This window comes from Lutimaribacter saemankumensis (genome assembly GCF_900100005.1).
Classification (GTDB): domain Bacteria; phylum Pseudomonadota; class Alphaproteobacteria; order Rhodobacterales; family Rhodobacteraceae; genus Lutimaribacter; species Lutimaribacter saemankumensis.
In genome coordinates, this window is record NZ_FNEB01000003.1 from 1 (window position 1) to 15,545 (window position 15,545).

The window sequence follows — 15,545 nt, forward strand, 5'->3', positions numbered from 1 at the left end:
GCTCCCTCTTTCATTCGGTCGGACAATGGACCTGAGTTCGTTGCCCAAGCGGTTCGGGATTGGATCACGGCTGTCGGTGCAAAGACGGCATTCATAGAGCCAGGTTCGCCCTGGGAGAATGGGTATTGCGAAAGCTTCAACGGGCGGATGCGGGATGAACTGCTCAATGGGGAAATCTTCTATAGCCTGCGTGAGGCTCAAATCCTGATCGAGCAATGGAGGAAACACTACAACACCAAGAGACCACACAGTGCATTGGGCTATCGGCCGCCGGCTCCCGAAACCATCATCCCAATGGAAACCAGCCCGATCATGCACTAACAATTACCTTGGACCAATCAGATCGGGCTGCTCATGAACTTCGAAAGGCCTATCTCGATAGTACGAAAAGAAAGCCATCACAGACGCAGTGACCGCCTCTTCAACGGATTGCGCCAAAGCTGTCTGTTCCGCGACGTGAACTTCCAAACGTTCGAGTGATTCCAAAAGCAAGGCCGAGTATAGGTCTTCTTTGCCCTCAAACATTGAGTAGATGGCGCCCGTGGTCACCCCCGCTCCACTGGCGATCGCACGCATGGAGGCATTGTCAGGACCCTTCGCTTCAAACTCTGCCGTCGCAGCGTCCAAAATGGCGCGTCGTTTCATATCTGCAAACTTTTGCGATTTGTAGCGTCCCACGGGAAGTTCCCACCTATGTCAGAGCGATTGGAACATTGTCCTCAATTGGCTGCAGCGGCAACCTGACTTCTATGAGATTAATGATGCCAGTTTTGTCCCGCGAAGAAGACGTTGGCACATATCGCAGCCACCGGCAGCTACGAGCCCAGAGCGGACAGTGCAGGAAAGCCTCGATGTTTGCTTTGCAGTAGTTAAGACCCTCGGTTTTTCTTTCGGCTCTGTGCCTGGATAGCAGATGCCGGAGCCAAGAAGATCATGATCTTCCAGGCGTTGAAGCCTCGTTCGAACTTTGCCGCGGCGTCTCCTATGCCGATCAACCCCGCGATCTGAGCCCCCAGCCAAATAAACAACGCGCCTAAAACGAGAGCGCAGACCACGGCCAAAAACGCCGCGAACCTGAAGTTTGCACGCCGCAGTATTGCCTGCGGGATAAACCAGCCGATCAGCAGGCTTCCGACAAGAAAGAAGATGAATAGCATGTGGTCTATCTGTCTCGCTACACACCAGTTTGGGCGCTAGGCACTTCAATCGAAGCTAAGGCCAAGATAGGGTATTGAATAGCCCGAAAGAAAAGGGCGAGCACGAAGCCCGCCCGTTCTTAGTCATGTGTGAAGCCGTATCAGGCCTTCTTGGCCTTGCGACGACGCAGCCAAGCGAACCCGGCGATCCCGGTCAGGAGCAGCGGTGCGCCTGCGGGGAGGGGGACTACTGCGGCTGGCGTGTAAGCGATATTATCAAGCGTGTACCACGCGTGATCACGGCCTGTATTGTAAACTTTTGCCCCGCCAGTGAAATTGAACTCCACCTTCTTGACGCCAGAAACACCAAAGTTAATCGTCGTCATACTTGCTGGGTAGGAGAACGTTGTCTCTGAAATAAGAGCATACGATGCATCAAACAGGCTCATCGTAAGAGTTTGCGGCTTGGTGCAACAACCACCGCCAATGTCTATTGATTGCAAATATGCCGTGTTGTCGAACTCGAAATACTCGCCTTGTTCGCCATACCAGTTGTGGACATTTCCGCCGTTCCAGTAAAATCCATCTGGGAAGTCACCTCCCACCCCAAAGCTAAATGAAACGTCGTCGATCCTCTTCACTAGGTTGTAGCTGCCATGAAACTCGTCGACCGAACTGAAATCAATCACTGCGGCAGATCCGGCTGATGCTAAGAAGAATGGTGCGGCGACGAATGCCAAAACCCTATTCAGTCTTTTCATTGAATTACTCTCCCATTTCCTTGATTGCATGATCCATTCGTAGCCATCTAAAATCAAGAGTTTAGAATGCCGCTTTGTTATCGATTAGGTGACAGTCAGAGAGCGTGATGATGTACTGTTGCTGTCCACAGAACTCTAGCGTGGTGTCGATCAAGACACCACCAAGCCTGGGGCACCCCTCGGGGCACTTTCACCCGGACGGCATCCCGCGCGGGTCATCGGTTCAAGTATCGGAGGAAGGTGGCTGGGGTGGTAGGATTCGAACCTACGGTACACGGTACCAAAAACCGCTGCCTTACCGCTTGGCTACACCCCAACAGTGACGCGCTAATTACTGGCTTGCGGGCAGGGGTTCAAGACCGGATTTGCGAAAAAATCGCCGATCATTCCCGCGGGGCGTCGTGTTGGAGCAGGTCTTCGTCCGCCGCGCCCTCGCGTTCCTCTTCCACGATGCGTTCAAGCTGCTGTTCGGCGCGCGCCTGGACGTCGGGCGATTCGGAGGGATCGTTCACCGGGGCGGGGGCCTCGCCGGGTGTCTCCGGCGTGGGTTCGTGCGTCGTGGCGGACGAGGGCGGCGCGTCTGCGGACACAATGCGATAGGTGGGTTCGGGCATCTCGATCCCTGCGGCTTCGAACGCCGCCAGGATCTGCCGGATCGCTTCGCCGCGCGCCGCCACCAGCGATGTTTCGCGCTGATCGATCCAGGCCGTCATGCGCAGCGTGATGTCCGACCCGTTGAGCTGCTCGGTCCAGACCGAAACCGCCGGGGCGCCAAGAACGAAGGGCAACCCGCGCAGCGTGTCCTCGGCCAGGTGCAGGGCGGCGGCCAGGTCGGTGCCGTAACCCACGCCCACATCAAAGAGAAGACGGCGTTCGGGGTTGCGCGTATAGTTGACGATCCGCGACTTGAAGACCGTGGAATTGGGTATGCGGATATGGTTGCCGTCATAGCTCAGCAGGATCGTCGCGCGGCTGGTCAGGCGGATCACCTTGCCCTCGTCGCCGCCGATTTCGATCGCGTCGTTGGGCCGAAAGGGTTGGCGGATCGACAGCATGATCGAGGCGATGAAATTCTCGACCGTGTCGCGCACGGCAAAACCGATGGCAAGGCCGATGATCCCGGCCGCGCCGAGGATCGTCGACAGCAGCGCCGTGGCACCCAGGATATCTAGGGCGATCACCAACCCGCCGATCACGAAAACCAGCCGGATCACCTGGCGGTAGAGATCGGCGATGAAGGCGTTCGGGGCCAGCCTGTCCCAGGGGCGCCGCATCCCGGCCAGCAGCCAGCCCAACGCCACGACAATGACAAAAGCCAGCAGAGCGACCGCCAGCAGTGGTGTGTAGTTGACCATCTGCAGCAGGCGTTTCTTGAACCTCTCGAAGGCCGGGTCGAGCCGCCGGGCGACATCGGTCGTTTCCGTCACCTCGTTCTCGATGGCGACAACACCGTCCACACGGCCCACAAGCTCGTTCAGGCGCGTCGCTTCGGTGGTCTCGAGCGTGGTGCCGCGCAGCGTCACGATGCCTGACGACACGGTCACCGTGACATCTTCGTAGCCTTCAAGCTCTGCCAGGATGTTGCGGATGCGCACGGCGATCGCGGCGTCCTGTTCTGCGGTGTCCGCCACCGCGATCGTTCCGGTGGGCTGATCGGCCGTCTGGGCAATGACGGGCAGGACGGGAAGGGCGCATAGCGCGAACAGCAGGGCGATGAGGCGCAGCATGGGTCTCGATGGGTTCCTGAACCTGATTGCGCGCAGGTTAGGGCAGAACAGCGCGGTTTCCTATCCGAACCGCGCAGTTTTTTCGGGTCTTGCATATCCTGACAATAACAATCAGTAATTGCCGCAGCCACCCCTGATGGCGGGGAAGCCGATTCACGCAATGAAAATCTGAACGAGGATTTTGCGCATGACGCGGATACAAATCCGCCGGGAACCGCCGGCAACCGGCCCGGACCGGACAGACATCTTTTCCCTGTTGGGCGATGAGGTGATGCCCGATTTTCCCACGCTCGAGGCGCTTCTCGACCGGATCGAACACCGGGAGGTGCGGAAATGATTCCGCGTCAGAGCTTCGAGCGCGACACTGCCACCAGTCTGCCCCTGCACGACGCCCAGGTCCTGACGGCCGGGGGTTCCATTGCGCTGATCCGGTTGGGGGATCAGGTCTATACTTTGCGGATCACCCGCGCGGGCAAGCTGATCCTCACGAAATAGATCGCGGCTATTCCAGGATTTCGTCAGCGCCTACGCCCCAAAGGGCGGCTTTCGGCGCCCACCCCCTGTAGCCGCCCACGTTCAGGCGGCACCAGTCGGGTCCGCAATCGCCCAGGCGCGCGATCACGCCCAGTTCCAATTGGGCGGTGACCGGGCTGTCTGGGTCGGGGCGGGCGCGAAGCGGCAGCATGTCATCGTCGACGATGACGGTGCGCACGCCGGACAGCAGAGAATAGTGAATCCAACCGCCCGCGCCCTCGCGGTCGCGCACCCGGCGCCAATGGCCATGTTCGGCGGTGATTTCGACGGGCATGTCCTTGCGGGTGAACACCCAGTCGATCCTGTGGGTCAGTGACGGACCGCGGCGAACATTCGCTTCGGCTGCGCGGATCGAAACGAAGCGCGGAATCGGCAGGTTGGTTTCCGGTCCGCGCTCCTGCGCGCCGGCGGCGCCCGTGGTCAGCAGCAAAACACACAGAAAAAACCGCGCCAAATGCGATGTCATGGTGCCTGTTCCCATAAGCCCGATGTTTTTGCACCCGGGTTCTTGTGCCCCGGCTATTCATCCGCCACTCTGCCAACAAGACAGGAGAATGGAAAGCCTGGGGAGGATTGCGATGCCATCTGAACGTCTAAGTGTTGTTGTCACGCGACGCCTGCCCGAGGCGGTCGAAACGCGAATGACCGAACTGTTCGACGTTCACTTGCGCGACGACGATACCCCCATGACGCGCGAAGACCTCGTGGCGGCGATGCAAACGGCGGATGTCCTAGTGCCCACCATCGGCGACCAGATCGACGCCGGCATGCTGGGGCAGGCCTCGCCGCGGTTGAAACTGATCGCCAATTACGGCGCGGGCGTCGACCATATCGATGTCGCGACCGCCCGTCAGCGCGGCATCCTCGTGTCGAACACGCCCGGCGTCCTGACCGACGACACCGCCGACATGACGATGGCGCTGATCCTTGCCGTGACACGGCGCATCCCCGAGGGCCTGGCGCTGATGCAGTCGGGCGAATGGCAGGGCTGGTCGCCCACGGCGCTGCTGGGCGGCCGCGTCGGCGGCAAACGGCTGGGGATTCTTGGCATGGGCCGGATCGGGCAGGCGGTCGCGCGGCGCGCGCGGGCGTTCGGGATGCAGATCCATTACCACAACCGCCACCGTCTGCGCCCCGAGATCGAAGAGGCGCACGAGGCGACATGGTGGGAAAGCCTGGACCAGATGGTCGCGCGGATGGATGTCGTATCGATCAACTGCCCGCACACGCCTTCGACCTTTCACCTGATGAACGCACGGCGGCTGAAGCTGATGAAACCCGAGGCTGTGATCGTGAATACAAGCCGGGGCGAGGTGATCGACGAGAACGCGCTGACACGCATGCTGCGCGCGGGCGACATCGCCGGGGCGGGTCTCGACGTCTATGAACATGGCCATAACGTGAACCCGCGCCTGCGCGAGCTGGGCAATGTCGTGCTGCTGCCGCATATGGGATCGGCGACGCGCGAAGGCCGGATCGAAATGGGCGAGAAGGTTCTGATCAATATCAAGACCTTCGCCGATGGCCACCGCCCACCGGACCAGGTGCTGCCCTCGATGCTTTGACCGGCGCGGGGGGATCGTCCTTTTCAGGCGGGCCGCGCCGGTGGCGCGGCCGCCCTCAAACGACGATGCAGCTTGCGCTGCGGGCCCTGTGGCGGCGCCCTTGCCCATGGGCAGGGACGGTCCGTGGGGCCATGTGGGCGTTCGAGTATTTTTAGCAAGATGAAGCATGGGAGAGGCGATATGCGGCACGGTCTTTTCGCGGTTCTGCTGGCGTTGGCCGCGCCTGCGGCGCTGGCACAGCAGGCGGCCGATACGGTCGCGCCCGAAGGCGCAGGCGCCGGGGCCGTCGCCACGTCGGCCGCAGTGGCCGGGGCACAAGAGGCCAAGGCCGCGGGGCTGCCTGTCGCCGCATCCGACTGGATGGTGGCCGTCGCCAACCCGCTGGCCGCCGAGGCGGGCGCGCGGGTGTTGCGCGCAGGCGGCACGGCGGCAGATGCGATGGTGGCCGTGCAGGCCGTTCTTGGGCTTGTGGAGCCGCAAAGCTCGGGCCTGGGGGGTGGTGCCTTCCTGGTCTGGTACGATGCCGGAACGGGGGCGGTGACCACGCTCGACGGGCGCGAAACCGCGCCTCTGGCTGCCACGCCGCGGCTGTTTCTGAACGACGCGGGCGAACCACTGGGCTTTTTCGAAGCGGTCGTGGGCGGCCGGTCGGTCGGGGTGCCGGGCACGCCCGCGTTGCTGGATGCGGCGCACAGGCGCTGGGGCCGGGCCAACTGGGCCGGGCTGTTTGCCGAGGCCATCGATCTGGCCGAGAACGGCTTTGCCGTGTCGCCGCGTCTTGCCGCCTCGGTTGCGCGCGATGCCGAGCGGTTGGCGAGCCACCCGGTGACCGCCGGCTATTTCCTGCCCGGCGGCGTACCGGTGGCCGAGGGCGCGGTGCTGCGCAATCCCGACTATGCCGCCGTGCTGCGCAGGATCGCCAGCGACGGGGCAGGGGCGTTCTATACCGGCGAGATCGCCGCCGATATCGTCCGCGCTGTGCGTGATGCGGCCAATCCGGGGCTGCTGTCGGCGCTTGACCTGGCGGTCTACGAGGTGAAAGAGCGCGCGCCTGTCTGCGTGGCCTACCGGGGCGCGGATGTCTGTGGCATGGGGCCGCCCAGTTCCGGGGCGCTGAGCGTCGGGCAGATTCTGGGCATGCTGGACGGGCATGACCTACCCGGTCCCGCAAACGCGGATGCTTGGCGGCTGATCGGCGATGCCAGCCGGCTCGCCTTTGCCGACCGCGGGCTTTACATGGCGGATAGCGATTTCGTCCCGGTGCCGGTCGCCGGGCTGGTCGATCCTGCCTACATGGCGGGGCGTGGCGCGTTGCTGCGCGGCGATGACGCGTTGCCCGAGGTGACGCCGGGCCGCCCGGAATTCGATCATGGCTGGAACTATGCGCCCGGCCGCGACATGGCGCGGCCTGCGACCTCGCATATCTCGATCGTAGATCGCTATGGCAATGCGCTGAGCATGACGACAACGATCGAGAACGCCTTTGGCAGCCGGGTGATGGTGCGGGGTTTCCTGCTGAACAACGAACTGACGGATTTCTCGTTCCGATCGCATGACGACGGGCGGCCCGTGGCCAACGCCGTGGCGCCGGGCAAGCGGCCGCGCTCTTCCATGGCGCCGACCATCGTCCTGCGCGGCGGCAAGCCGGTGCTGGTCGTGGGCAGCCCCGGCGGCAGCCGCATCATCGGTTACGTCGCCAAGACGATCATCGCGCATCTCGACTGGGGGATGGACGTTCAGCAGGCAGTTTCCTTGCCGCATCTGGTGAACCGTTTCGGCACCTACGACCTCGAGGAGGGGACGGCAGCCGCCGACCTGGCCGAACCGCTGGCCGCGATGGGATACGAGGTCGCGCTTCGCGAATTGAACTCCGGGCTGCACGCCATTTCCATCGGGCCTGACGGATTGCGGGGCGGGGCCGATCCCCGGCGCGAGGGCGTGGCGCTGGGCGACTGATGTGCGGGGTTATTTCTGGCCGATCTTCGGCTCGGTCCCGGCGCGCAGCCGCGAGATATTCGCGCGGTGCGTCCAGAACACCAGCAGCGTGAGGATCACGCCCAGCCCGAACATCTGCCCCTGGACCAGCACCATGATCCAGATCGTCGACGCGGCCGCCGCGGATATGGCCGCCAGCGACGAGATGCGCCCGGCATAGGCCACGATCAGCCATGTCAGGCACAGCGCGACCCCCACGGGCCAGGACAGGGCCAGCATCAGCCCCAGGAACGTCGCCACGCCCTTGCCGCCGCGAAAGCCCAGCCAGACCGGAAAGATATGGCCCAGGAACGCCATCAGCCCCGCAAGCTGCGCGGCGTCCTCGCCGGCCATCGCGCGGGCCAGCAAGACGGCCACGGCGCCCTTGGCGCCGTCCAGCAGCAGCGTCGCCGCGGCCGCGCCCTTGTTGCCGGTGCGCAGCACGTTCGTCGCGCCGATATTGCCCGAGCCGATGTCGCGCAGGTTGCCCAGCCCCATCAGCCGCGTCAGGACAACGCCGAACGGCACCGACCCCAGAAGGTAGCCGATGGCGGCCCACAGGATCAGAACGGGCAGGGCGGTTTCGATGGGCGGCATCAGGGCTCTCCGTGGACGCGGGTACCGGCGACATAGCTTGCGCGCAGCTTACCTTGCAGGCGCGCGCCGTCAAAAGGTGTGTTCTTGGATTTCGACAACAGGGTGAAGCGGTCCAGCACAAAGGGTGCGTCGGTGTCGAAAACGATCAGGTCGGCGGGCGCGCCGGGCGTCAGCCGGCCCTGCGGCAGGCCCAGCCGGTTCGCGGGGTTCAGCGCCATCGCGCGGAAAAGCTGCGGCAGCGTCAGGTCGCCCGCATGGAACAGCCGCAGCGCGGCGGGCAGCAGGGTTTGCAGCGCGACCGCGCCGCTGGCGGCCTCTTCGAAGGGCAGGCGCTTGCTTTCCTCGTCCTGCGGCGTGTGCATCGAGCTGATGATGTCGATCAGCCCGTGGCGCAGCGCATCGACAGTGGCCAGCCGGTCCTCTTCGGCGCGCAGCGGCGGCTTGACCTTGTAGAAGGTGCGATAGTCGGCCACGTCCAGCTCGTTCAGGGTCAGGTGATGGATCGAGGTGCCCGCCGTCACGTCCAGCCCGTTGCGCTTGGCCCGTTCCAGCGCGGGCAGGGCGCGGGCGGTGGTGATCTGGTCGAAATGCACCCGTGCGCCCGTCATCTCGATCAGCGCGATGTCGCGGTCGAGGCCCATCCGTTCGGCCATGGCGCTGACGGCGGGAAGCCCGCGCAGCGATGCGAACTTGCCCGATGTCGCCGCAGCCCCGCGCGACAGGCCCGGTTCCTGCGGGTGCAGTTGTACGAGCGCGCCAAGGCTGCGGGCATAGGTCAGCGCGCGGGACAGCACCTTGGTATCCGTCACCACGTTGTCGCAATCGGTAAAGGCCACGGCGCCCGCATCCAGCAGGAACCCGATCTCGGTCATCTCGCGCCCCTCGCGGCCCTTGGTCAGGGCGGCCATCGGCAGGACGCGCACCGGGGCGGCCTCGGCTGCGCGGCGCGAAACGAACTCGAGCGTTTCGGGGTTGTCGATGGCGGGTGTCGTGTCGGGCCGCGTGACCATCGTGGTCACGCCGCCCGCCGCCGCGGCCAGCCCGGCCGAGCGATAGGATTCCTTGTGCCGTTCGCCCGGTTCGCAAACCTTGACGCCGATATCGACGATGCCGGGGGCCAGGTGATGCCCGCCGCAATCGACGATCTGCGCGCCTTCGGGTACGGCGATTTCCGGTCCATGCCCGGCGATCTTGCCGTTTTCGACCAGCAGGGCGCCGTGGGTCATGTCACCGGCTTCGGGGTCGATGATGCGGGCATTGGTGAACAGCGTCGCGGTCATGGGCCTTATCCTTTCTGGCGCGGCAAAGGGTAAACACCCATGCGGGCGCGGGGGCAAGGGGCGGGGTTCATCTTGGCAGGCTTTCCGGGTCGATGGGGAAGTCGCGCTCGATCTTGCCCTGCACGCCGCGCATCAGCGCGAAAACCGTCTGCCCGTCGGCAATCCGTTCGAACCCCACCATTTTCATGCGGGTGCTGCGTTTCATCGGAACCGGTTCGAAGGCGAACCCGATCGAGGCGGGCTCGGACTCGTCGAAGCTCAGGATAGTTTCGCGGTTGATCGGGTAGGATTTCAACCGCTTTCCCCGGAACGGGATGTCCGTCGCAATGAAGGCGCGCCGGTTGGTCAGCGTGTACCACGTGCAGCGCCGGCGAAAGGCGTCCCACAGCACATGGCCCGCGAGGTTGAACAGCCCGACCGCCAGCAGCGGCACCGCAAGCCAGGGAAGAAGGGCCATCGCCCCGCCCGCCGAGGCCAGCCCCGCCGATTGCCAGCCCCACAATGCGGCGGCCACGATGAACACGACGCCCAGCGTCAGACGCTGCGGCGAAAGCATGGCCCATTGTGGCCGGGTGTCGGGACGCCCCTGCCACAGAACGGTCTCGCCGGGATCGAGAATGCCGGCCCAGGGATCCGGCGCGGTCATGCCGCGGCCTCGCGCGCGCGGGTGAGTTCGGCGCGCAAGTCGCGCAGGCGGGGGACATAGGCGATGTCGATGATCTCGCGCCCTTCGCCCACGACGAACAGCCGCCACCACAGGATGCCGCGCAGCCGGGCGATTTCGGCAATCGGCAAGGTGCGCAGGTCCAGGGGGTCTTTTCGGTCGACCTGCACAAGCCGCCGGTCTGTCAGCAGCCACATCAGCGGCCTGTTGCGCCGCCAGTCACCGAGGTTGTCGAACACGAACAGGTCGACCAGCACCACCAGCGGCAGGATGATCCACGCACGCGGGTCGCCGATGAACATCGCCACCGGCGCAAAGGCAAGCGCCGTCGCGCTGACCACAAAGACCTCGCGGCGCAGGTAGATGCGAAACGAAGGATGATAAACGCCGCGCAACTCTTCGCCCGGTTCGAGGTAGTCTGTGACCGGATCAGCCATCGCGCCGCCCCGCCTGTGCCGCAAGGATCCGCGTCCGGGTGGCATCGCGGTTCTTCTGGTACTTCAGCAAGTGCTTGTCGCCCGACAGCGTGACGATCTGCACCGCGCTGCCCAGGGTATTGACCGCTTTGATCTCGGCCAGGCGAACGGCGCGGGTGCCGGGGCCCAGCAGGCGGCGGTCCGTCAGATCCCAGCGCACGGCCAGTTCGTCCGAGGCGATGAACCACGCGCGAAACGCCACGGCGGCCAGCCCGCCGACCGCGCCGGTCCAGACATGCGGGTTGCCCATCGCCCACAACAGGCCCATGCCCGCCGCCATCGCCGCCGCCGCCAGCCAGGCGTGATCGCGGATATAGGTCGCGCGATCGGCGGCAAAGCTGGCCTGCACGCTTTCGCCGTCGGCCAGCGCGGTATTGGGCGTGTTGGCGTAATCGCTCATCCCGCGATCCACACCATCACCGCGACCAGCAGGAACAGCACCAGCAGCACGATGGACGCCACACGCCCCGAAATCGCGGCGTTGCTTGGCCCGGTCTGAAGCGGTGCGCCTTTCGCGCCTTCCGAGGTCAGCGGGGTGAAATCGCTTTTCGCGCGCGGTTCGGCATAGGTGCCGATCCAGCGCAGCGGCGCGCGGGGCGTCAGCGTTTGCGCGGTCCCCGCGAAGGCACGCGAAGGAAGCACCAGAACATAGCCCCTCAACGGGCGCAGGCGTGTGCGGTCGGTCGCGATCTCGTCCTCGGCCACGCCCAGCCCATCGACAAGGTAGCCATCGAGGCCCAGTTCGCCCAGATCGGCAAGGCGGACGAGGTCGACATGGCCGGGCGAAAGCGCCTCGGCCCCAAGTGCATCGCGGATGGCGGCGATGTCGGGGCTGTCGGGATTGGTGAATTCGGCGATGGTTTCGGGCGGCAGATCGATCGCAAACACCCGGACCAGCCCGGTCTCGGTCGCACTGATCTGCATCCGGTCGCTCATGCCATCACCTCTTTGCCCTCCGCGCGCCGGGCCCGCAGGTTGCGCGCCAGCAGGTCCATCGCGGCCATGCGCACCGCGACGCCCATTTCGACCTGCTCCTGGATGACCGAGCGGTTGATGTCGTCCGCGATGGTTCCGTCGATCTCGACGCCGCGGTTCATCGGGCCGGGATGCATCACGATGGCGTCGTCCTTGGCATGCGACAGTTTTTCGGCATCGAGCCCGTAACGGTGGAAATATTCACGCTCCGACGGGATGAAGCCGCCATCCATCCGTTCCCTTTGAAGGCGCAGCATCATCACCACATCGACGTCCTTCAGGCCCTCGCGCATGTCGTCGTAGACCTCGACGCCGAATTCGGAAATGCCCGACGGCATCAGCGTGGGCGGCCCGACAAGACGCACGCGGTTTTCCATCTTGCCCAGCAGGATGATGTTCGAGCGCGCAACGCGGCTATGCGCGATGTCGCCGCAGATCGCAATGGACAGGCGGTGCAGCCGCCCCTTGGCCCGCCGGATCGTCAGCGCGTCCAGCAGCGCCTGGGTGGGATGTTCGTGCCGCCCGTCGCCCGCGTTCAGCACCGCGCAATTCACCTTTTGCGCCAAAAGATCGACCGCGCCCGAATGCGGATGGCGCACCACCAGCAGATCGGGATGCATGGCGTTCAGCGTCAGCGCCGTGTCGATCAGGGTTTCCCCCTTTTTGATGGAACTGGCCTGCATCGCCATGTTCATGACGTCCGCGCCCAACCGCTTGCCCGCCAGCTCGAAGCTGGCCTGCGTGCGGGTCGAGTTTTCGAAGAACATGTTGATCTGCGTCAGCCCGGTCAGCGCATCGGCGTGCTTGTTGGCCTGCCGGTTGAGATCGACATACTGGTCGGCCAGATCGAGGATCGTCGTGATCTCGGTCGGGTGAAGGGGTTCGATCCCCAGAAGATGCGATTGCGAAAAGCTCATGCCGCGTAACCCCTTGGCTGACCGGCGTCCGTTATAGGCGGGCAGGGGGCGGTGGGCAACGGGGTCCGGTCAGGCGCGCCCGGCATCCGCTGACAGGGTAAGTGCGCCCACCCCGATGGAATTCAGCGCCGCCTCCCATTGCGCGTCGGGTTCGGTGCCGAAGACAAGGTCATAGGTCGCGTCGCAGGTCAGCCAGCCGTTTTCGGCGATTTCGCCTTCCAGCTGACCGGGCCCCCACCCGGCATATCCCAGCGCCACGATGGAATGGGCGGGGCCAAGGCCCCGGCCCATTTCCTCGAGAACGTCCATCGTGGCGGTCAGGGCAAAGCCGCCGTCGATCTGCATGGAATTCAGCGCCGAGGTGAAATCGTTGCTGTGCAGCACGAAGCCGCGCCCGGTTTCCACCGGTCCGCCAAAGTAAACGGGCGGGTTGGGCGCCTGCGGCTCCATCGGGATTTCGAGCTGTTCCAGCAGTTGCGACAGGCTGATGTCACCGGTGGGCTTGTTGATCACAAGCCCCATCCCGCCATCCTCGGAATGGGCGCACATGAACACCAGTGCCTTGGCAAATCGTGGATCGCCCATGCCCGGCATCGCGATCAGCAGCTTGCCCGTCAGGTCCAGCTCTTGTTTCATTTCCGTCATCCTCAGCGATATGGGGATGCGCCCCGCCTGTGTCCAGCATGGCGGCGGGGGCGCGTCAGTGCAAGGGTCGCTCCGCCTCTCTCAGACGTGACTTGGATTTCAGCGCGGTTTCGCGCAAACGTATTCGCCATGAGATACATCGCTGCCCTTCTTGCCCTGCTTTGCATGACGGTCGCCACGCCTGATCCGGCGCGGGCAAACCCGTATTCGGAACTTGTGCGCATCGAACTGATACCTGGGTGGCGGCGCTCCGACGGCGAGCATGTGGCGGCGCTGCACCTGACGCTGGCCGACGGTTGGAAAACCTATTGGCGCGCGCCCGGCGATGCGGGCATTCCGCCGCTCTTCGACTGGTCGCGGTCGCGCAATCTGCAGTCTGCCGTGCCGATCTGGCCCACGCCGATCGTTTTTTCCCAGAACGGGATGCGGTCGATCGGCTACAAGCATGAACTCGTCCTGCCGATCAGGATCACACCGGACCGCGCCGGGCGAGACATCGCCCTGGACATGCGGGTGCAGATCGGCATCTGCAATGACATCTGCGTCCCGGTCGACCTGACCGTCGTGGGCACGCTGCCCGATGGCGGCCGGCCCGATCCGCGCATTGCGTCCGCGATGGCCGATGTTCCCGTGCCGGTAAAGGAAACGGGCTTTCGCGTGATCGGCTGCACCTTGCAGCCGACCAAGGACGGCCTGCGCCTGACCGCACGTCTTGCCATGCCGGGGGGCAGTCAACCCGAGGCGATGGTGATCGAAACCGCCGATCCGCAGGTCTGGGTGGCAGAACCGCAGATGCGCCGCGAAAACGGCGATCTCGTTGCCGAAACCGATCTTGTCCATATCGAAGGCGGCGCCTTCGCGCTGGACCGCTCGGGGCTTCGCCTGACCGTTCTGGGCCCGCAGCAGGCCGTCGACATCCGCGGCTGCCCATCGCCCTGACCGCTATTCGGCGGCCAGCTTGCGCGACCCCGCGTCCGGCACCGGATATAGGTAATCGCGGGTCAGCGGCACCGCCTCTTGCGCGCGGCTCAGCTGCATCTGGAACACCACCTGCCCGGCATGGCGGAATGTGTATTCGCTGGCCAGCAGGTAGAACCGCCACATCCGGCAGAACCTTTCGTCGTAAAGTGCGCGGGCACGGTCTTCGTTCGCCTCGAACCGGCGCAGCCATTCCTTCAGCGTTTCCGCATAATGCAGGCGCCACACCTCGACATCGGTCGAGCCTAGCCCCGACAGTTCCACCGCTTCCATAGTTTCCGAAAGCGACGGACAATAGCCGCCGGGGAATATGTACTTGGTGATCCAGGGGCTGGTCGCGCCCGGCGGCGTCGTGCGCCCGATCGTGTGGATCAGCGCGATGCCCTCGGGTGTCAGCAGGTCGTTTACCTTGGCGAAATATTCCCGGTAATGCGGCACGCCGACATGTTCGAACATGCCGACCGAAACGATCCGGTCGAACGGGCCGCGGACATTTCGGTAATCCATCAATTCGAACCGGACCTTGTCGGACAACCCGGCCTCCTGCGCGCGGCGGGTCGCGACCGCGTGCTGTTCCCGCGACAGCGTCACGCCCACGACCTGCGCACCGTAGTCGCGGGCAAGGGTCAGGCCCATGCCGCCCCAGCCGCAGCCGATATCGAGCACCCGCATGCCGGGCGCGATCAGCAGCTTGCGCGCGATGTGGTGCTTCTTGGCCTCCTGGGCCTCTTCCAGCGTCATGTCGGGGCGGGGGTAATAGGCGCACGAATATTGCCGGTCTGCGTCGAGAAACAGGTCATACAACTCGCCCGAAAGGTCATAGTGATGCGCCACGTTGCGGCGTGACCGGGGCGCCGGGTTGAACTGCGCCAGCCGCCGGCCCATGCGCCGCAGAATCTCGAACAGCCGTTGCGGCCCCGGCAGCCCGTTCAGCGCGGCGTTGCGCACGATCAGGTCCATGAAACCGCGCAGGTCGTCGCCGTCGATCGTCAATTCGCCGTCCATATAGCCTTCGCCCAGGGCCATTTGCGGCGTCAGCACCAGCCGCCTTGGCAGCGAGGGCGATTTCAGATGTACGGAACTCCGCGGCGCGCCGTTGCCATAGCGCCGGACGCTGCCATCGGGATAAGTGACACTCAACTCACCTTGCCGCACCAGATGCGACAACACCCGGTCCAAAGCCGTGTTCCACATGGTTCACCCCCTTGTCGCCGTGCCGGACGGGCACTTTGACCGTTCGAGTTGGAACCTGCCAACCGGGCGAAAACCGTCCCTTTTCCGGGTGCGCCCGGACCGCTCGTGAAAGAAATCTTACC

At 64.4% G+C, this 15,545-nt stretch carries 20 protein-coding genes and 1 tRNA gene; 6 read left to right on the forward strand and 15 right to left on the reverse strand.

Annotation, left to right across the window (positions count from 1 at the left end; all coding sequences use genetic code 11):
• Positions 1-321: integrase core domain-containing protein (locus BLT50_RS07080; RefSeq protein ID WP_139170487.1), on the forward strand; the 321-nt coding region annotated here is incomplete at its 5' end.
• 3 nt (positions 322-324) lie between these two features.
• On the opposite strand, the gene BLT50_RS07085 is transcribed toward BLT50_RS07080, so the two are convergent.
• The 5 genes from BLT50_RS07085 to BLT50_RS07105 all read right to left on the reverse strand — a co-directional run bounded on the left by BLT50_RS07085 (position 325) and on the right by BLT50_RS07105 (position 3,624).
• The gene (locus tag BLT50_RS07085) at positions 325-678 is read right to left on the reverse strand and encodes a TetR/AcrR family transcriptional regulator (RefSeq protein WP_217629229.1); all 354 of its coding nucleotides are present in this window, start codon (positions 676-678) and stop codon (positions 325-327) included.
• A gap of 191 nt (positions 679-869) precedes the next feature.
• Positions 870-1,157, reverse strand: coding sequence for a hypothetical protein (locus BLT50_RS07090; protein WP_090027980.1), 288 nt, complete (start codon positions 1,155-1,157; stop codon positions 870-872).
• 140 nt (positions 1,158-1,297) lie between these two features.
• Complete coding sequence (locus BLT50_RS07095; RefSeq protein ID WP_175491422.1) at positions 1,298-1,897, reverse strand: VPLPA-CTERM sorting domain-containing protein; 600 nt, start codon at positions 1,895-1,897, stop codon at positions 1,298-1,300.
• A gap of 241 nt (positions 1,898-2,138) precedes the next feature.
• Positions 2,139-2,213: transfer RNA gene (locus tag BLT50_RS07100), tRNA-Gln, on the reverse strand.
• 67 nt (positions 2,214-2,280) lie between these two features.
• Entirely contained in the window at positions 2,281-3,624 is a 1,344-nt protein-coding gene (locus BLT50_RS07105) for a mechanosensitive ion channel family protein (protein WP_090027982.1), read from the reverse strand.
• Positions 3,625-3,811: 187 nt separating this feature from the next.
• Here BLT50_RS07105 and BLT50_RS19250 point away from each other — a divergent pair, with 187 nt between their 5' ends.
• Both BLT50_RS19250 and hemP read left to right on the forward strand, forming a co-directional pair.
• Positions 3,812-3,961 carry a hypothetical protein gene (locus BLT50_RS19250; RefSeq protein WP_175491423.1) on the forward strand — a complete coding sequence of 50 codons (150 nt, stop codon included), beginning with the start codon at positions 3,812-3,814 and terminating at the stop codon, positions 3,959-3,961.
• Positions 3,958-4,119, forward strand: a complete 162-nt coding sequence (gene hemP, locus BLT50_RS07110; protein WP_090027983.1) for a hemin uptake protein HemP — start codon at positions 3,958-3,960, stop codon at positions 4,117-4,119. The genes BLT50_RS19250 and hemP overlap by 4 nt, the downstream gene beginning before the upstream one ends.
• Before the next feature lie 7 nt (positions 4,120-4,126).
• On the opposite strand, the gene BLT50_RS07115 is transcribed toward hemP, so the two are convergent.
• On the reverse strand, positions 4,127-4,624 hold the full coding sequence (locus tag BLT50_RS07115; protein ID WP_090027984.1) for an SH3 domain-containing protein: 498 nt from the start codon (positions 4,622-4,624) through the stop codon (positions 4,127-4,129).
• Between the two features lie 112 nt (positions 4,625-4,736).
• Here BLT50_RS07115 and BLT50_RS07120 point away from each other — a divergent pair, with 112 nt between their 5' ends.
• Both BLT50_RS07120 and ggt read left to right on the forward strand, forming a co-directional pair.
• Positions 4,737-5,723: a 2-hydroxyacid dehydrogenase gene (locus BLT50_RS07120; RefSeq protein WP_090028319.1), complete on the forward strand. Its 987-nt coding sequence runs from the start codon at positions 4,737-4,739 to the stop codon at positions 5,721-5,723.
• Positions 5,724-5,903: 180 nt separating this feature from the next.
• Positions 5,904-7,679 carry a gamma-glutamyltransferase gene (gene ggt, locus BLT50_RS07125; RefSeq protein ID WP_090027985.1) on the forward strand — a complete coding sequence of 592 codons (1,776 nt, stop codon included), beginning with the start codon at positions 5,904-5,906 and terminating at the stop codon, positions 7,677-7,679.
• Between the two features lie 9 nt (positions 7,680-7,688).
• Here ggt and plsY read toward each other — a convergent pair whose 3' ends face one another.
• From plsY to BLT50_RS07165, 8 genes are all read right to left on the reverse strand, one after another.
• The gene (plsY, locus tag BLT50_RS07130) at positions 7,689-8,294 is read right to left on the reverse strand and encodes a glycerol-3-phosphate 1-O-acyltransferase PlsY (protein WP_090027986.1); all 606 of its coding nucleotides are present in this window, start codon (positions 8,292-8,294) and stop codon (positions 7,689-7,691) included.
• Positions 8,294-9,574 carry a dihydroorotase gene (gene pyrC, locus BLT50_RS07135; protein ID WP_090027987.1) on the reverse strand — a complete coding sequence of 427 codons (1,281 nt, stop codon included), beginning with the start codon at positions 9,572-9,574 and terminating at the stop codon, positions 8,294-8,296. The genes plsY and pyrC overlap by 1 nt, the downstream gene beginning before the upstream one ends.
• A gap of 67 nt (positions 9,575-9,641) precedes the next feature.
• Positions 9,642-10,220, reverse strand: a complete 579-nt coding sequence (locus BLT50_RS07140; RefSeq protein ID WP_090027988.1) for a hypothetical protein — start codon at positions 10,218-10,220, stop codon at positions 9,642-9,644.
• The gene (locus BLT50_RS07145; protein WP_090027989.1) at positions 10,217-10,675 is read right to left on the reverse strand and encodes a hypothetical protein; all 459 of its coding nucleotides are present in this window, start codon (positions 10,673-10,675) and stop codon (positions 10,217-10,219) included. Before BLT50_RS07145 ends, BLT50_RS07140 begins: the two co-directional genes overlap by 4 nt.
• Complete coding sequence (locus BLT50_RS07150) at positions 10,668-11,114, reverse strand: hypothetical protein (RefSeq protein WP_090027990.1); 447 nt, start codon at positions 11,112-11,114, stop codon at positions 10,668-10,670. Before BLT50_RS07150 ends, BLT50_RS07145 begins: the two co-directional genes overlap by 8 nt.
• Positions 11,111-11,650 carry a hypothetical protein gene (locus BLT50_RS07155; RefSeq protein ID WP_090027991.1) on the reverse strand — a complete coding sequence of 180 codons (540 nt, stop codon included), beginning with the start codon at positions 11,648-11,650 and terminating at the stop codon, positions 11,111-11,113. The genes BLT50_RS07150 and BLT50_RS07155 overlap by 4 nt, the downstream gene beginning before the upstream one ends.
• Complete coding sequence (locus BLT50_RS07160; protein ID WP_090027992.1) at positions 11,647-12,606, reverse strand: aspartate carbamoyltransferase catalytic subunit; 960 nt, start codon at positions 12,604-12,606, stop codon at positions 11,647-11,649. The genes BLT50_RS07155 and BLT50_RS07160 overlap by 4 nt, the downstream gene beginning before the upstream one ends.
• 69 nt (positions 12,607-12,675) lie before the next feature.
• Entirely contained in the window at positions 12,676-13,242 is a 567-nt protein-coding gene (locus BLT50_RS07165) for a YqgE/AlgH family protein (RefSeq protein WP_090028320.1), read from the reverse strand.
• 138 nt (positions 13,243-13,380) lie between these two features.
• Here BLT50_RS07165 and BLT50_RS07170 point away from each other — a divergent pair, with 138 nt between their 5' ends.
• Positions 13,381-14,190 carry a protein-disulfide reductase DsbD domain-containing protein gene (locus BLT50_RS07170; protein WP_090027993.1) on the forward strand — a complete coding sequence of 270 codons (810 nt, stop codon included), beginning with the start codon at positions 13,381-13,383 and terminating at the stop codon, positions 14,188-14,190.
• A gap of 3 nt (positions 14,191-14,193) precedes the next feature.
• Here the strand turns inward: BLT50_RS07170 and BLT50_RS07175 are convergent, their stop codons facing one another.
• Positions 14,194-15,423, reverse strand: a complete 1,230-nt coding sequence (locus tag BLT50_RS07175; protein ID WP_090027994.1) for an SAM-dependent methyltransferase — start codon at positions 15,421-15,423, stop codon at positions 14,194-14,196.
• Between the last annotated feature and the right edge of the window lie 122 nt (positions 15,424-15,545).

Excerpts from the sequence above, each read along its gene's own strand:
- BLT50_RS07090 (WP_090027980.1), bottom strand. The coding sequence starts at position 1,157 with ATGCTATTCATCTTCTTTCTTGTCGGAAGCCTGCTGATCGGCTGGTTT.
- BLT50_RS07095 (WP_175491422.1), bottom strand. The coding sequence starts at position 1,897 with ATGAAAAGACTGAATAGGGTTTTGGCATTCGTCGCCGCACCATTCTTC.
- BLT50_RS07105 (WP_090027982.1), bottom strand. The coding sequence starts at position 3,624 with ATGCTGCGCCTCATCGCCCTGCTGTTCGCGCTATGCGCCCTTCCCGTC.
- BLT50_RS19250 (WP_175491423.1), top strand. The coding sequence starts at position 3,812 with ATGACGCGGATACAAATCCGCCGGGAACCGCCGGCAACCGGCCCGGAC.
- hemP (WP_090027983.1), top strand. The coding sequence starts at position 3,958 with ATGATTCCGCGTCAGAGCTTCGAGCGCGACACTGCCACCAGTCTGCCC.
- BLT50_RS07115 (WP_090027984.1), bottom strand. The coding sequence starts at position 4,624 with ATGACATCGCATTTGGCGCGGTTTTTTCTGTGTGTTTTGCTGCTGACC.
- BLT50_RS07120 (WP_090028319.1), top strand. The coding sequence starts at position 4,737 with ATGCCATCTGAACGTCTAAGTGTTGTTGTCACGCGACGCCTGCCCGAG.
- ggt (WP_090027985.1), top strand. The coding sequence starts at position 5,904 with ATGCGGCACGGTCTTTTCGCGGTTCTGCTGGCGTTGGCCGCGCCTGCG.
- plsY (WP_090027986.1), bottom strand. The coding sequence starts at position 8,294 with ATGCCGCCCATCGAAACCGCCCTGCCCGTTCTGATCCTGTGGGCCGCC.
- pyrC (WP_090027987.1), bottom strand. The coding sequence starts at position 9,574 with ATGACCGCGACGCTGTTCACCAATGCCCGCATCATCGACCCCGAAGCC.
- BLT50_RS07140 (WP_090027988.1), bottom strand. The coding sequence starts at position 10,220 with ATGACCGCGCCGGATCCCTGGGCCGGCATTCTCGATCCCGGCGAGACC.
- BLT50_RS07145 (WP_090027989.1), bottom strand. The coding sequence starts at position 10,675 with ATGGCTGATCCGGTCACAGACTACCTCGAACCGGGCGAAGAGTTGCGC.
- BLT50_RS07150 (WP_090027990.1), bottom strand. The coding sequence starts at position 11,114 with ATGAGCGATTACGCCAACACGCCCAATACCGCGCTGGCCGACGGCGAA.
- BLT50_RS07155 (WP_090027991.1), bottom strand. The coding sequence starts at position 11,650 with ATGAGCGACCGGATGCAGATCAGTGCGACCGAGACCGGGCTGGTCCGG.
- BLT50_RS07160 (WP_090027992.1), bottom strand. The coding sequence starts at position 12,606 with ATGAGCTTTTCGCAATCGCATCTTCTGGGGATCGAACCCCTTCACCCG.
- BLT50_RS07165 (WP_090028320.1), bottom strand. The coding sequence starts at position 13,242 with ATGAAACAAGAGCTGGACCTGACGGGCAAGCTGCTGATCGCGATGCCG.
- BLT50_RS07170 (WP_090027993.1), top strand. The coding sequence starts at position 13,381 with ATGAGATACATCGCTGCCCTTCTTGCCCTGCTTTGCATGACGGTCGCC.
- BLT50_RS07175 (WP_090027994.1), bottom strand. The coding sequence starts at position 15,423 with ATGTGGAACACGGCTTTGGACCGGGTGTTGTCGCATCTGGTGCGGCAA.